General features: G+C 64.5%; 15 protein-coding genes. 13 read left to right on the top strand and 2 right to left on the bottom strand.

Annotated elements, in window-relative coordinates:
• Positions 1–24 precede the first annotated feature (24 nt).
• From CEY05_RS26795 to CEY05_RS26745, 12 genes are all read left to right on the top strand, one after another.
• Positions 25–666, top strand: a complete 642-nt coding sequence (locus CEY05_RS26795) for a peroxiredoxin (protein WP_088600319.1) — start codon at positions 25–27, stop codon at positions 664–666.
• A gap of 192 nt (positions 667–858) precedes the next feature.
• Positions 859–1,920: a sulfate ABC transporter substrate-binding protein gene (locus tag CEY05_RS26790; protein ID WP_088600318.1), complete on the top strand. Its 1,062-nt coding sequence runs from the start codon at positions 859–861 to the stop codon at positions 1,918–1,920.
• Entirely contained in the window at positions 1,907–2,824 is a 918-nt protein-coding gene (cysT, locus tag CEY05_RS26785) for a sulfate ABC transporter permease subunit CysT (RefSeq protein ID WP_088600317.1), read from the top strand. The genes CEY05_RS26790 and cysT overlap by 14 nt, the downstream gene beginning before the upstream one ends.
• Before the next feature lie 41 nt (positions 2,825–2,865).
• Complete coding sequence (gene cysW / locus CEY05_RS26780) at positions 2,866–3,789, top strand: sulfate ABC transporter permease subunit CysW (protein WP_088600464.1); 924 nt, start codon at positions 2,866–2,868, stop codon at positions 3,787–3,789.
• Between the two features lie 85 nt (positions 3,790–3,874).
• Complete coding sequence (locus tag CEY05_RS26775; RefSeq protein WP_088600316.1) at positions 3,875–4,957, top strand: sulfate/molybdate ABC transporter ATP-binding protein; 1,083 nt, start codon at positions 3,875–3,877, stop codon at positions 4,955–4,957.
• Positions 4,958–4,969: 12 nt separating this feature from the next.
• A complete protein-coding gene (locus CEY05_RS31860; RefSeq protein ID WP_233161721.1) occupies positions 4,970–5,776 on the top strand; it encodes a phosphoadenylyl-sulfate reductase in 807 nt (268 codons plus the stop codon).
• A 108-nt stretch (positions 5,777–5,884) separates the two neighbouring features.
• The gene (cysD, locus tag CEY05_RS31855; protein ID WP_233161720.1) at positions 5,885–6,796 is read left to right on the top strand and encodes a sulfate adenylyltransferase subunit CysD; all 912 of its coding nucleotides are present in this window, start codon (positions 5,885–5,887) and stop codon (positions 6,794–6,796) included.
• Positions 6,797–6,822: 26 nt separating this feature from the next.
• Entirely contained in the window at positions 6,823–8,121 is a 1,299-nt protein-coding gene (locus tag CEY05_RS26765) for a sulfate adenylyltransferase subunit 1 (protein WP_088600315.1), read from the top strand.
• A gap of 211 nt (positions 8,122–8,332) precedes the next feature.
• Complete coding sequence (locus CEY05_RS26760) at positions 8,333–9,550, top strand: PA0069 family radical SAM protein (protein WP_088600314.1); 1,218 nt, start codon at positions 8,333–8,335, stop codon at positions 9,548–9,550.
• Between the two features lie 20 nt (positions 9,551–9,570).
• Positions 9,571–9,993 carry a hypothetical protein gene (locus CEY05_RS26755; protein ID WP_088600313.1) on the top strand — a complete coding sequence of 141 codons (423 nt, stop codon included), beginning with the start codon at positions 9,571–9,573 and terminating at the stop codon, positions 9,991–9,993.
• Positions 9,994–10,240: 247 nt separating this feature from the next.
• Positions 10,241–10,642, top strand: coding sequence for a 50S ribosomal protein L19 (rplS, locus tag CEY05_RS26750; protein ID WP_088600312.1), 402 nt, complete (start codon positions 10,241–10,243; stop codon positions 10,640–10,642).
• Between the two features lie 222 nt (positions 10,643–10,864).
• Entirely contained in the window at positions 10,865–11,596 is a 732-nt protein-coding gene (locus CEY05_RS26745) for a CoA pyrophosphatase (RefSeq protein ID WP_088600311.1), read from the top strand.
• 75 nt (positions 11,597–11,671) lie between these two features.
• On the opposite strand, the gene rsgA is transcribed toward CEY05_RS26745, so the two are convergent.
• A complete protein-coding gene (gene rsgA / locus CEY05_RS26740) occupies positions 11,672–12,607 on the bottom strand; it encodes a ribosome small subunit-dependent GTPase A (RefSeq protein WP_088600310.1) in 936 nt (311 codons plus the stop codon).
• A complete protein-coding gene (locus CEY05_RS26735) occupies positions 12,604–13,878 on the bottom strand; it encodes a M48 family metallopeptidase (protein ID WP_088600309.1) in 1,275 nt (424 codons plus the stop codon). The genes rsgA and CEY05_RS26735 overlap by 4 nt, the downstream gene beginning before the upstream one ends.
• A 53-nt stretch (positions 13,879–13,931) precedes the next feature.
• On the opposite strand from CEY05_RS26735, the gene orn reads away from it, so the two are divergent.
• The gene (orn, locus tag CEY05_RS26730) at positions 13,932–14,477 is read left to right on the top strand and encodes an oligoribonuclease (RefSeq protein WP_088600308.1); all 546 of its coding nucleotides are present in this window, start codon (positions 13,932–13,934) and stop codon (positions 14,475–14,477) included.
• Positions 14,478–14,503 lie beyond the last annotated feature (26 nt).

The following is a 14,503-nucleotide window of genomic DNA, read 5'->3' as shown; positions in this document are numbered from 1 at the left end:
AACCTTCACTCGAAGAGGACCAACATGACTCAATTGCGCTTGGGCGATACCGCCCCCGATTTTGAACAGAAATCGTCTGTCGGAACGATCAAATTCCACGAATACCTGGGCGACAGCTGGGGCGTGCTGTTCTCTCACCCGGCGGATTTCACGCCGGTCTGCACGACGGAACTGGGCTTCACCGCCAAGCTGGCCGGTGAGTTCGCCAAGCGCAACGTCAAGGTGCTGGCGCTGTCGGTGGATCCGGTCGATTCCCACAGCAAGTGGATCGACGACATCAACGAGACGCAGAACACCACGGTCAACTTCCCCATCCTGGCCGACGATGACCGCAAGGTTGCCGAGCTGTACGACATGATCCACCCGAACGCCAGCGTTACCGCCACCGTGCGTTCCGTGTTCATCATCGATCCGAACAAGAAGGTAAGGCTGACCATTACCTATCCGGCCAGCACCGGCCGCAACTTCAACGAAATCCTGCGCGTGATCGATTCGCTGCAGTTGACCGACAGCCACAGCGTGGCCACGCCGGTGAACTGGCAGGACGGCGATGACGTGATCATCGTCCCGTCGCTGAAGGACGAGGAAGTCATCAAGCAGAAGTTTCCCAAGGGCTACAAGGCAGTGCGTCCTTACCTGCGTATTACCCCGCAGCCGAACAAGTAAGCAAGCACGGCACTGAACGAAGAACGCCGGCATCCGAGAGGATGCCGGCGTTTCTTTTTGCCCCGGCGGTATTTCCTCCGGCAATAAAGAACAAAGATCTTATTCGTTGGGAATGGAACCGCCGCCCCGCACAATGCCATACGCCTAATGCCTCAGAGGCATGAGAACCCTATAACGCTACGACTGCGGGAAATGATGAAAACCAGCTCGAACAAGCGCACGTTTCTAAAGCAATCCCTGGCCCTCGGTGCGGCGGCGGCCAGCGGTAGCCTGGGCGTCCTGGGCAGCGTCGCCACGGCTCGTGCCGCCGATGCGCCCAAGCCCGTCGAACTGTTGAACGTTTCCTACGACCCGACCCGCGAGCTGTACGCGCAGTACAACCCCGTGTTTGCCAAGTACTGGAAAGCCAAGACCGGCCAGGACGTCGTCATCAAGAATTCCCACGGCGGCTCGGGCGCGCAGGCGCGCACCGTCATCGACGGCGCCCCCGCCGACGTGGTGACGCTGGGCCTGGCGCCCGACGTCGAAGCCCTGGTCACGCACGGCGGCTGGGTCAAGGAAGGCTGGCAGCAGCGCCTGCCGCACAATTCCTCGCCCTATACGTCGACCATCATCCTGCTGGTGCGCAAGGGCAATCCCAAGAACATCAAGGATTGGGACGACCTGGTCAAGCCGGGCGTGTCCGTCATCACCCCGAATCCCAAGACGTCGGCCGGCGCGCGCTGGAACTACCTGGCGGCGTGGGAATTCGGTCGGCGCAAATTCGGCGGCGACGCCGGCGCCAAGGACTTCGTTGCCAAGCTGTTCAAGAACGTGCCGGTGCTGGATTCGGGCGCGCGCGGTTCGACCATCACCTTTGCCCAGCGTGGCGTGGGCGATGTGCTGATCTCCTGGGAAAACGATGCCTTCCTGGCCTTCAACGAATTCGGGCCGGGGCAGTTTGAAATCGTTGCGCCCAGCGTCAGCATCCTGTGCGAACCGACCGTGGCCGTGGTGGACAAGAACGTCGACCGCAAGGGTACGCGCGCGGTGGCCGAGGCCTATCTGAACTATCTGTACTCGGATGCCGCGCAGGACGTCATCGGCCGCAATTTCTATCGCCCCACCGGCGAGCAGGCCAAGGCCAAGTACGCGAAGCAATTCGCCAAGATCGACCTTGTGACCATCGACAAGAACTTCGGCGGCTGGCCCACGACCAACAAGACCCATTTCGCGGATGGCGGCGTTTTTGACCAGATCTATGTCAAGCAATAAGGCCGCCGTGCTGGCGCACTCCGGCCTGCCGGGGCTTGGCGCTGCGCCGCTCGGCTCACCTTCGGGGCGCTCCGGAAGGCGCGGGCGGCGTGTTTTGCCCGGCTTCAACCTGACCCTGGGCGTGACGCTGTTCTACCTGGGCCTGCTGGTACTGCTGCCGCTGTCCGCGCTGTTCATCAAGTCCTTCGCGCTGACCTGGCCGCAATTCGTCGCGGCGGTGTCGTCGCCGCGCGTGCTGGCCGCTTATCGCGTCACCTTTGGCGCGTCGCTGATCGCGGCGGTGATCAACCTGGTGTTCGGCCTGCTGGTGGCCTGGGTGCTGGTGCGTTACCGTTTTCCCGGCAAACGCATCCTGGATGCGTTGGTGGACCTGCCCTTCGCGCTGCCCACCGCCGTGGCCGGTATCTCGCTGGCCGCGCTGCTGGGCCCCAATGGCTGGATCGGCCAGCACCTGGTCCCATTGGGCATCAAGCTGGCCTACACCCCCGCCGGCATCGTGGTGGCCCTGACCTTCATCGGCCTGCCTTTCGTGGTGCGCACGGTGCAGCCGGTATTGGAGGATGTGGAAAAAGAACTGGAGGAGGCCGCCTCCAGCCTGGGCGCGACCCCATGGCAGATTTTCCGCAGGGTCATCCTGCCGGCCATCACGCCGGCGCTGCTGACCGGTTTCGCCATGGCCTTCGCCCGCGCGGTGGGCGAGTACGGTTCGGTGGTGTTCATTGCCGGCAATATGCCGATGGTGTCGGAGATCACGCCACTGCTGATCCTGGTCAAGCTGGAACAATTCGACTATGCCGGCGCCGCCGCGGTGGCATCCGTGTTGCTGGTGACTTCTTTCGTGTTGTTGCTGGCGATCAACGGTCTGCAGTTCTGGCAGCGCCGCCTGCACGGAGGCCGGCCATGAAGCAAGCCCTGAACCCGACCCCAAGCCCGGCCATCGACGCAATGATCCAACCGGCACGCCGCAAGGATGCGGATGCCGGGACGCGCTGGGTGCGCATCGCGCTGATCGCCGTGGCGGTGATCTTCCTGCTGACCTTCCTGGTGCTGCCTTTGGCGGTGGTGTTTTCCGAGGCCCTGCGCAAGGGCGTGGACGCGTACTTCAAGGCCTTGTCCGATGACGATTCGTGGGCAGCCATCCGCCTGACCTTGCTGACCGCCGCCATCGCCGTTCCGTTGAACGTGGTCTTCGGTGTCGCCGCCGCGTGGTGCATCGCCCGTTTTGATTTCCGCGGCAAGTCGGTGCTGGTCACCCTGATCGATGTGCCGTTCTCGGTGTCGCCCATCGTCGCCGGCCTGGCCTATATGCTGGTGCTGGGCGCGCAGGGCTGGATCGGCCCGTGGCTGATGGATCACGACCTGAAGATCATCTTCGCCGTGCCGGGCATCGTCCTGGTGACGACCTTCGTCACGCTGCCGCTGGTGGCACGCGAGCTTATCCCGCTGATGCAGGCGCAGGGCAGCGAGCAGGAGGAGGCCGCCGTGGTGCTGGGCGCCGGCGGCTGGCAGACTTTCTGGCACGTGACCCTGCCCAACATCCGTTGGGGACTGATCTACGGCGTCATCCTTTGCAATGCCCGCGCCATGGGTGAATTCGGCGCGGTCTCGGTGGTGTCGGGCCATATTCGCGGCCTGACCAATACAATCCCCCTGCAAGTTGAAATTCTCTATAACGAATTCCAGATCCAGGCAGGCTTCGCGGTGGCTTCATTGCTGGCCTTGCTGGCGCTGCTGACGCTGTGCGTGAAGTCCTTCCTGGAATGGCGCCACGAGCGCCACGCCCGGAAGCTGGCTTTGACGGCGGCGGATGCGCGGCCGGGTGCCACGCCGTCCCCGGTGGCCAAGGTGCCCGTGCGGGCGGCAGCGTGAAGCGCGGCACCAGGATCGAATCGAGGCCTCGACCACACCCGGCCCGTGGTGCCATCGCGACGTGGAAAGAACAGACAGGATAGACATGGACATCGAAATCAAGGCAGTCAGCAAGCGCTTTGGCAATTTCCAGGCCTTGCGCGACATCAATCTGCATATCGGTTCAGGTGAATTGGTGGCCTTGCTGGGGCCGTCCGGCTGCGGCAAGACCTCGCTGCTGCGCATCATCGCCGGCCTGGAAACGCCCGATAGCGGCAGTGTGTATTTCTCCGGCGAGGACAGCACGGACGTGCACGTACGCGACCGCCAGGTCGGTTTCGTGTTCCAGCATTACGCGCTGTTCCGCCACATGACGGTGTTCGAGAACGTTGCGTTCGGCCTGCGCATCCGGCCGCGGTCGCAACGCCCGACGGAGGCCGTCATCCAGGAAAAAGTCCATGCCCTGCTGAACCTGGTCCAACTGGACTGGCTGGGCGATCGCTATCCCGCGCAGCTGTCCGGCGGCCAGCGCCAGCGCATCGCCCTGGCGCGCGCGCTGGCGGTGGAGCCGCGCGTGCTGCTGCTGGACGAGCCGTTCGGCGCGTTGGACGCCAAGGTGCGCAAGGAGCTGCGCCGTTGGCTGCGGCGCCTGCATGACGAGCTGCACGTGGCCAGCGTGTTCGTGACGCACGACCAGGAAGAAGCGCTGGAAGTGGCCGACCGCGTGGTGGTGATGAATGCCGGCCGCATCGAACAGGTGGGTACGCCGCGCGAAGTGTGGCAGCAGCCCGCCACGCCTTTCGTCTACGGCTTCCTGGGCGACGTCAACCAGATCGCCGGCCTGGCGGCTGGCGGTATCTGGCGCGCCAGCGGCGTATCGCTGCCGGCGCCGTCTTTCGATGGGCTGGACGAGCAGCAGGCGGTGGCCTACGTGCGGCCGCACGAGCTGGAGGTGCTGCGTTATGCGCCCGCCACCGATGGCATTGCCGTGCGGCTGAACCACGCCTATCTGGCCGGCCCCAGCGCTTTCCTGGAATTGTCGCGTGAAGACGGCGGCTTGCTGGAAGCGCAATTGCCCGAGGAAGAGTTCCGCTCGCTGGGCCTGGCCGACGGCGAGCAATTGCTGGCCCGCCCGCGCCGGGGCCGTATCTTCGCCGCGCAGACCGAAGCCGCCGCGCGGCGCGCATAAAGGAATTAGCGTATGAGCCCGATTTCGGTGATCGACGAGCAGTTGCCGCAAGGTGGCGCCCGATCCGCGGTATCTCCCGTGTCACAGCCAGCGAATTTGTCCGGCCGTCTGCCTGCCCCGCTTGCGGCCAAGTGGCAGGCGCTGGGCCTGCGCTTGGCCGATATCGCGCGGCGCTATCCTGACGCGGCGTTGGCCTCGTCGTTGGCGGCCGAGGACATGTTGCTGACGCACGCCATCCTGGACGGTGGCATCGCCCTGGGCATCTTCTCTCTGGACACCGGCCGCCTGCATGCTGAAACCCTGGCGCTGCTGGAAGTGATCGAAGCGCGCTACGGCCGTGGCCCGGACATCTATCGCCCGCATGCCGCCGCCGTCGAGGCGCACGTCGCGGCGCATGGCGCGTTTGCCTTTTATGAAAGCGTCGAGCTGCGCAAGGCCTGCTGTGAAATCCGCAAGGTGGAACCGCTGCGCCGTGCGTTGGCGGGACGCAAGGCCTGGATCACCGGCCAGCGCCGCGCGCAGTCGGCCACACGCAGCGAGCTGCCCGAAGAGGAGCAGGACACCACCTTCGGCCTGTACAAGTTCAACCCGCTGGCCGATTGGAGCGAGGCCGAAGTCTGGGCCGCCATCCGCGCCCTGGGCATTCCCTACAACCCCCTGCACGACCAGGGCTACCCCTCGATCGGTTGCGAGCCCTGTACGCGGGCCATCCGCCCCGGCGAGGACGTGCGCGCCGGGCGCTGGTGGTGGGAGTCCTCCGACTCCAAGGAATGCGGCCTGCACGCCGGCAACCGATTTCCGATCAAACCGCAGGCATAGCAGTCAGAAGTACCGAGTCATCGCGCCACGGAGTCCCAGGGCCCCGGCGTCACGGCGTCATAGCGTCATGGAACCCCCGCCATGGGATTCCTGTTTTTCGAGAGCCATATGTCCACCGTTCAACACACCCGCAGCCATCTGGATTGGCTGGAATCCGAAGCCATTTTCATCATGCGCGAAGTGGCCGCCGAATGCGAGCGCCCCGTCCTGCTGTTTTCCGGCGGCAAGGATTCCTGCGTCCTGCTGCGGCTGGCGGAGAAAGCGTTCCGTCCCGGACGTTTTCCTTTTCCCCTGTTGCACGTGGACACCGGCCATAACTTCGACGAGGTGATCGCCTTCCGTGACGCGCGCGCCGCCGAGCTGGGCGAGCAGTTGATCGTGCGCAGCGTCGAGGATTCCATCGCGCGCGGTTCGGTGGTGTTGCGGCGCGAAAACGATTCGCGCAATGCCGCGCAGGCCGTGACCCTGCTGGAATCCATCGCCGAGTTCGGCTTCGATGCATGTATCGGCGGTGCCCGCCGCGACGAAGAGAAGGCGCGCGCCAAGGAGCGTATCTTCTCCTTCCGCGACGAATTCGGCCTGTGGGATCCCAAGAACCAGCGGCCCGAGGTCTGGGACTTGTACAACACCCGCGTGCATCGCGGCGAGAACATGCGCGTGTTCCCCATCTCGAACTGGACCGAGCTGGACGTCTGGCAGTACATCGAGCGCGAGCAACTGGCCCTGCCGTCTATTTATTACGCCCATAAACGCGACGTGGTGCGGCGCAGCGGCCTGCTGGTGCCGGTGACGCCGCTGACTCCGCCCAAGGACGGGGAGCAGGTGGAGAACGTGTCGGTGCGCTTTCGTACCGTCGGCGACATCTCCTGCACCTGCCCCGTGGCATCGGACGCGACCGACAACATCGCCATCATCGCCGAAACCGCCATCAGCGACATCACCGAGCGCGGCGCCACGCGCATGGACGACCAGACCTCCGAGGCGTCCATGGAACGGCGCAAGCGTGAAGGTTATTTCTAAGCCGTCGACTGGAACTGAACATCACTATGAACGCCATCAATGAATCCTTCCTGCCGTCCACCGACGGCGGCGTCATTCGCCTGATCACCGCCGGCTCGGTCGATGACGGCAAGTCCACCCTGATCGGCCGCCTCCTGTACGACAGCAAGGGCGTGTTCGCCGACCAGCTCGACGCTATCGCGCGTGCCAAGCACAAGCGCGTCAGCGGTGACGGCATCGATTTTTCCCTGCTCACCGACGGCCTGGAAGCGGAGCGGGAGCAGGGCATCACCATCGATGTGGCCTATCGCTACTTCGCCACGCCCCAGCGTAAATTCATCATCGCCGACGCGCCGGGCCACGAACAGTACACGCGCAACATGGTCACCGGCGCGTCCACCGCCGACGTCGCGGTGATCCTGATCGACGCCACGCGCGCCGCCGACGGGCAACTGCTGCCGCAGACCAGGCGGCACAGCATGCTGGCCCATCTGCTGGGCATCCGCCACATCGTGGTGGCCGTCAACAAGATGGATCTGGTGGATTGGGACGAGGCGGTGTTCCGGCGCATCGACGCGGCCTATGCCGACCTGGCGCGCCGCATCGGCATCGAGCGTTACCAGGCCCTGCCGATCTCCGCGCTGCGCGGCGACAACGTGGTGAACCGCAGCGACGCCGCACCGTGGTACGACGGCCAACCGTTGCTGCCCTTGCTTGAAGCACTGGACACGCGCGATGCATCCGCCGATGCGCCGCTGCGTTTCCCCGTGCAGTGGGTGGCGCGCCATGATGGCGATACCGCCACCGACTTCCGCGCGTATGCGGGCCGCGTCGCCAGCGGCACCCTGCGGGTCGGTGACGAGGTGCTGGTGCAGCCGGCCGGCGCCACCGCACGCGTGCGCCGCATCCTCGCGCATACGGAAACGCGCGAGCGCGCATATGCGGGCGACTCCGTCATGGTGGAACTGGATCGTGATGTGGACGTGTCGCGGGGCGACGTGCTCGCGCATGTGGACGCGCCCGCGCGTGTCGCGCGGGAGTTCGAAGCCGAGCTGTGCTGGTTCGATGCACAAGCCTTGAATCCCGCGCGCAAGTATCTGCTCAAACACGGTACGCGCCTGACCGCGGCACGCATCAAGCAGGTGACCTCGCGTCGTGACATCCATGAACTCGAAGAGATCGAAGCGGTAGATGCGAGCCTGTCGATGAACGATATCGGTCGCGTGGTGATCGCCACGCGCGAAGCATTGACGGTCGATTCCTATGCGCAAAATCCGTCCACCGGCGCCTTCATCCTGATCGACGAAGCGACGCATCAAACCGCCGCCGCCGGCATGTTGCGATGAACGCCGGCAGGGCGGTTTGTCAAGCCCCGCGGAACCGTTATTGAAGTGAGCACTTCGGCGGAGACGCGCTGTTTATATGGGTTTTGCTTCAAAGCCACAGCAGAAAAAATATACCTGCTCATGCCGGGCGGTCTTGGAGTAAAGTGAACCGTCGTCGCAAAACGACGTTCAGTGGGTTGCATCAAGTACTGGATGCTTGTACAGTACTTTCATGGAACGCACTGAACATTTTGCTTCCGCCGGTTCTGGGTCCCCGGCTGCCGCCCCCGCCGCCTTGCGCGGTCGGGGTGCGGTTACTAATGTTGGACATCGGTTCCAGCAGGACGAGCGCCGTGCCGCCGTCGACCACGACCCCGCTCAGACCGTCCCTGTTTATTTCCAGCCGCCGCGCGGACTGGCCACGACCGTGGCAGTCGAGCAGGCGCGCCGCATCCTTTCCCGCAACGATTCGCCGGACATCGGCTTCGACCAGGCGATCAACCCCTATCGTGGGTGCGAGCATGGTTGCGTCTATTGTTACGCCCGGCCCACCCACGCCTATCTGGGTTATTCGCCCGGCCTGGACTTCGAAACCCGGCTGGTCGCCAAGGCCAATGCCGTGGACGCCCTGCGTGCGGAGCTGGCGCGACCTGGTTACCGGGTGTCGCCCATCAACCTGGGCTCGGCTACCGACATCTACCAGCCTATCGAGCGTGACTGGCGCCTGACGCGCGGCCTGCTCGAAGTGCTGCTGGAAACCCGCCACCCCCTGACCCTGGTCACCAAGAATGCCTTGGTGGAGCGCGATCTGGATCTGCTGAGCGCCCTGGCGCAGCGCAACCTGGTGTCCGTCTATATCAGCATCACCTCCCTGGACAACGACCTGTCTCGCACCCTGGAGCCGCGCGCCTCGGCGCCGCAGCGCCGGCTGGAGGCCGTGCGCAAGCTGACCGAGGCGGGCGTGCCGGTGGGAGTGCTGGTGGCACCCGTCATTCCCTTCATCAACGACGTCGATCTGGAACGTATCCTCGAAGCCGCCGCCAAGGCTGGCGCCTACTACGGCAACTACACGGTGGTGCGCCTGCCGTGGGAAGTGAAGGATCTGTTCGAACAGTGGCTGCAGGCCCATTTCCCCGATCGCGCGCAGCGTGTGCTGCATCGCATCGAGGACATGCGGGGCGGCCAGCGCAACGATCCCCGTTTCGGTACGCGTATGCGCGGCACCGGCGGTTGGGCCGACCTGTTGCGTCAACGTTTCGAATTGGCTGTGCGCAAGCACGGCTTGAACCGCCAGCGCTTGGAGCTGGATACCCAACGATTCGTCGCGCCGTCCCCGGCGGGCGGCGCGGCGGGACGGCAGAACCGGGCGCCGTCCCCGCAATTGAGCCTGTTCGACCAGCCCGGCCCCGTTGTATCACCCGCCGCGCAGACGCTTAGTCCTGACGCATAAGCGCCAGCCAGGAGCCCACCATGACCGTTGCCGCCCAACCGCAATTTTCCACTGCTTTTTCCCATGACATTTCCGGCAGCATCGCCGGTACTTTCGGCGCGCTCGCGGGTGCCACGCCCGGCACGGCGCCGCGCGGCAAGCGCCTCGGCAACGGCCGGCCGGCGGCTGGCCTGCCCAGGAAGCTGGTGGGTAAGCTCACAGGGAACTGGCCGTTCCGCCCGGTGCCCCAGGATCATGCTCCAGCGCAGGCCCCGGGCCATGTCTCGGGCAGCAGCCAAACGCGCCCGGTGCCGGAGCAGGGCAGCCATGCCGCCCCGGTCGGCAAGGCCGTCAACCCCGCCGAAGTCAGCGTCCGCGAAATGGTGACGGATGTCCTGCTGGTCGGCATGTGGGCCGCCATGATTCCCGGCATGATGTGGCTGGGTTCCGCGTTGGGATTCTGAGCGGGATGGTTTACGTAACTGACTGATTTCATGTAGAATTGCCTGTTTGCCAAAACTCATCCTCTGCGTGCGGCTAAAACGGAAGTCTTTTCCGCAAAGCAACCCTCGTGGTTGTGGCGATACATAGTCGTGGCGACTTTACTGGCAAGACATCCCGGCGGTTTACTCGGGCCTTCTTCTCGAAGGCGCGCGCAAGCCATTGTGATGGCCGCGAATCCCGCACAGATATGATGAATCAGGAGTTCAAATGAACCTCATCCAGATCCTGGAACAGGAAGAAATCAAGCGCCTGCTCGGCGACAACAAGACGTTGCCCGAGTTCGCCCCCGGCGACACCGTCATCGTCAGCGTCAACGTGGTTGAAGGTAACCGCAAGCGTGTCCAGGCCTTCGAAGGCGTGGTCATCGCCAAGCGCAACCGTGGCCTGAATTCGGCCTTCATCGTGCGCAAGATCTCGTCGGGTGAAGCCGTCGAGCGTACGTTCCAGTTGTACTCGCCGCAAATCGCCTCGATCGAAGTCAAGCGTCGTGGTGACGTGCGTCGTGCCAAGCTGTACTACCTGCGCAACCGCTCGGGCAAGTCGGCGCGTATCAAGGAAAAGCTGGTCAGCCGTCAGGCTGCCGCTCAGTCGGCCAAGGCCGCGTCCTGATCGCGATGTCCGTGTCCCGCATGCGAGACTGGCCATATGGCTTGTACGCGTGCAGGGATGCGGAGATGAAGGGGCGGCGCTCGCGTGCCGCCCTTTCCGCGACTGCATGGGGTAACTCCCATGGGAAAGGCACCCCGCAGGGTGCCTTTTCTGTTTCTTGCAGGCATATCCCACAGGCATATCCCCTAGGCATATTTTCACAGGCCCTGTTTTCATAGGCATATGTCAGACCGACCTTCTCCTGCGCGCCCACGCCGCCCTGCCGCGGGGCCAGCCTTCGATCCCGCATCCACCCCCTGGGTGGTGGCCAATGACGGCTTGCCGGCGCTGCCGCTCGCGCGGCTAAGCGAACAGGCGCTGCGCGATCACTTGACGGGAGAAGGGTCCTGGTCGGTGCAATTGCCGCTGAATGACGACACGCGTTATCCGGGACGCGAAGGCACGCCCGTGATGGCCGCCGTCCTGGTGCCGCTGGTGACGCGGCCCGATGGGGTGTATGTGCTGCTGACGCAACGCGCCGCGCACTTGCACGACCATGCGGGACAGATCAGTTTTCCCGGCGGCCGCATCGAGGACAGCGACGCCAGCCCGGTGGCCGCCGCCTTGCGCGAGGCGCAGGAAGAGACGGGGCTGACGCCGGACTACGTCGAAGTGCTGGGGACCATGCCACGCTACATGACGGCAACCGGTTTTTCCGTCATCCCCGTGGTGGGATTGGTGCGGCCCGGCTTCACGCTGGCGCCGGATGCCTTCGAGGTGGCGGAAGTGTTCGAAGTGCCCTTGAGCTTCATCGTCGACCCGGCCAATCATCGTTTGCATCGGGCGGAATTGCCCGATGGCCGGGTGCGGCAGTACTACTCCATGCCCTGGGGCAATTTCTTCATCTGGGGGGCGACCGCCGCCATGCTGCGCAATCTGTACTACCTGCTGGGCGGCGGACGCGACGAGCGTTAGTAAGCGGGTTCCAGCAAAGCCGGGCTTATGCAACGCCCGGGTTCAATAACGCCGGGCGTTCAGTAACGCAGGGCCTCAGTAACGCCCCTGCGCTGCGTTCTCCGCGACGATGCGCTCGTACAAGGCATGCCGCGCCGGTTCGATCTTCCCTTCGCGCAAGGCCGCCAAGACGCCGCAACCCGGCTCATGCAGATGGGCGCAGTTGTAAAAGCGGCAATTCGCCACGTACGGTTTGAATTCCGGAAAACCCCGCACGATATCCTCGCCCGACAGGTGGCCCAGGCCAAAGCCCTGGAAACCGGGTGAGTCGATCAGGTCGCCGCCGCTGGGCAGGTGGTAGAGCCGCGTGCTGGTGGTGGTGTGCTTGCCCATGTCCAGCGCGGTGGAGTGCTCGCGCGTCGGGGCGGCGGCGCCTGGCACCAGTGCATTGAGCAGCGTCGACTTGCCCATGCCGCTCTGGCCCAGTAATAGATTGGCGTGGCCGTTCATATGCGGCGCCAGGACGGCGCGGGCCTGGTCCTGGTCCTGCGCGCTGACTTCCAGCACCGGCACGCCCAGGCGGGCCAGCGGCGCCAGACGCGCGCGCGCCTCGGCCAGGCCGGTTCCCAGGTCCACTTTATTCAAGACCAGATAGGGCTCGATGCCCGCGCTCCACGCCCCGGTCAGCGCGCGGCCGGCCAGGTCGTCGGAGAAAGTTGGTTGCACCGCCACTACGATGAACAGCCGGTCCACATTGGCGGCGAACTGCTTGCTGCGCATTTCGTCGGAGCGGTACAGCAGGTTCTTGCGCGGCAGGATGGCATCGATGGCGCCATCGTCCCGTCCTTCCAGTGAAACCATGACCTGGTCGCCGACGGCGGCGCCCGCCTTCTTGCCTCGGGGAAAGCACAGGCGCTGGGAGCCATCGGCGAATTCGACCAGGAAATGCCGGCCATGGCCGCCGATGACGCGTCCCTGGACCAGGCCGGGACGGTCGGCGGGAGCGGGACTGCCCTGCGGACGCGGCCTCATGAATGAACCGCCACCGCCGGCGCGACGGGCGCCAGGTTCAGGTGCCGGATGCGTATGGCCGCGGGCGGATGGCTGTCATAAAAGGCCGAGTGAACGGGGTCGGGCGTCAGCGTGGCGGCGTTGTCGTCATACAGCTTGACCAGCGCCGATATCAATTGCGTCGACGAGCTCTGCTGCGCGGCATAACGGTCGGCCTGGAATTCGTCGCGCCGCGAATACCAGCTGCTCAGGGGCGTGAACAGGAAAGTGAAGACCGGCACCACCATGAACAGCAACAGCAGCGCCATGGCGTCGTTGCGGCCGTTCATATGGGGCAGGACGCCCAGCTGGGTATAGAACCAGGGCTGTCCGGCCACCCAGCCCAGCAGGGCGAAGAATCCCAAGGCCAGCACGAAGCTCATGACGATGCGCTTGATGATGTGGCGGTGGGCGAAGTGCCCCAGCTCGTGCGCCAGCACTGCCTCGATCTCGGCGCCGTCCAGGCGGGCCAGCAGGGTGTCGAAAAACACGATGCGGCGCGATTTGCCGAAGCCGGTGAAGTAGGCATTGCCGTGGCCGGAACGGCGCGAACCGTCCATCACGAACAGGCCGTTGATGGCGAAGCCGCAGCGTTGCGCCAGTTGCTGGATACGGTTGGACAGGTCGGCATCCTTGAGGGGCGTGAATTTATTGAACAGCGGCGCGATCACGGTGGGCGCCAGCAGCAGGGTGAGCAGGCTGAAGCCTATCCACAGGGCCCAGGCCCACAGCCACCAATAGGCGCCGGCTTGCGCCATCAGCCACAGCACGGCGGCGGCCAGCGGCAGGCCGATGATGGCGGTCAGCAGCAGGCCCTTGACCGCGTCGCGGAAAAACAGGCCCGGGGTCATGCGGTTGAAGCCGAAGCGGCCTTCCAGGTGGAACTGGCGCCACAGGGTGAAGGGCAGCTCCAGCAGGGCGAACAGCAGGCCCACCGCGGCGATCAGGAGCAGCTGGCGCAGGAAATCGTGGCTGGTCAGCCCGGAAACCCAGGTATCGATGGCCTGCAGGCCGCCCAGCAGGGTCAGCCCGATCAGCACGGCGGCGTCGAAGAACCTTTCCTTGATGCCCAGGCGGACGCGGGCCACGGTGTAGGCCGCGGCGCGCTGGTGACTGGCCAGGCCGATACGGGCGGCAAATTCCGGCGGTACGGCGTCGCGGTGGCGCACCACATGCCGGATTTGCCGGCTGGAAAGCCAGACCCGGACAATGATGCCTGCCAGCAGCAGGACGACGAACAAGAGTGTAAGCATGGGAACGATGAGCAGCCGGTGTGAGAAAATCGCTTTTTTATAAGGCAAATTATATGGCTCTGAACGAGAACCGCCTGGTTTGGCTCGACATGGAAATGACCGGACTGGATCCGGAGAAGGAACGCATCATCGAAGTCGCGGTGGTTGTGACCGAACCCGACCTCACCGTGGTAGCCGAAGGGCCGGTCATCGTGGTGCACCAATCCGACGCCCAGCTCGACGCCATGGACAACTGGAACAAGTCCACCCACGGCAAAAGCGGCCTGATCGACAAGGTCAAGGCGTCCACCACCAGCGAAGCCCAGGCCGAGGACATTTTGCTGGAATTCCTGGCCAAGCACGTGCCGGCGGGCAAATCGCCCTTGTGCGGCAATACCATCAGCCAGGATCGCCGCTTCATGTTCGCATACATGCCGCGCCTGGAACAGTTCTTCCATTATCGCAACCTCGACGTCAGCACCTTGAAGGAACTGGCGCGCCGCTGGCGTCCGGAAGTCTATCGCGGCTTCGACAAGAAGAGCCGCCACGAGGCCCTGGCCGACATCTATGAGTCGATCGCCGAGCTGGCTTATTACCGGGAACATTTCCTGAAAGTTTAAGGGCGGCAGCGCCCGGAGGAGACACA

Origin of the sequence: Achromobacter sp. HZ34 (genome assembly GCF_002209485.1) — a bacterium.
GTDB lineage: Bacteria > Pseudomonadota > Gammaproteobacteria > Burkholderiales > Burkholderiaceae_B > Bordetella_C.
The sequence above is the reverse complement of the archived record's forward strand: the minus strand, read 5'-3'. Positions and strand labels throughout refer to the sequence as shown.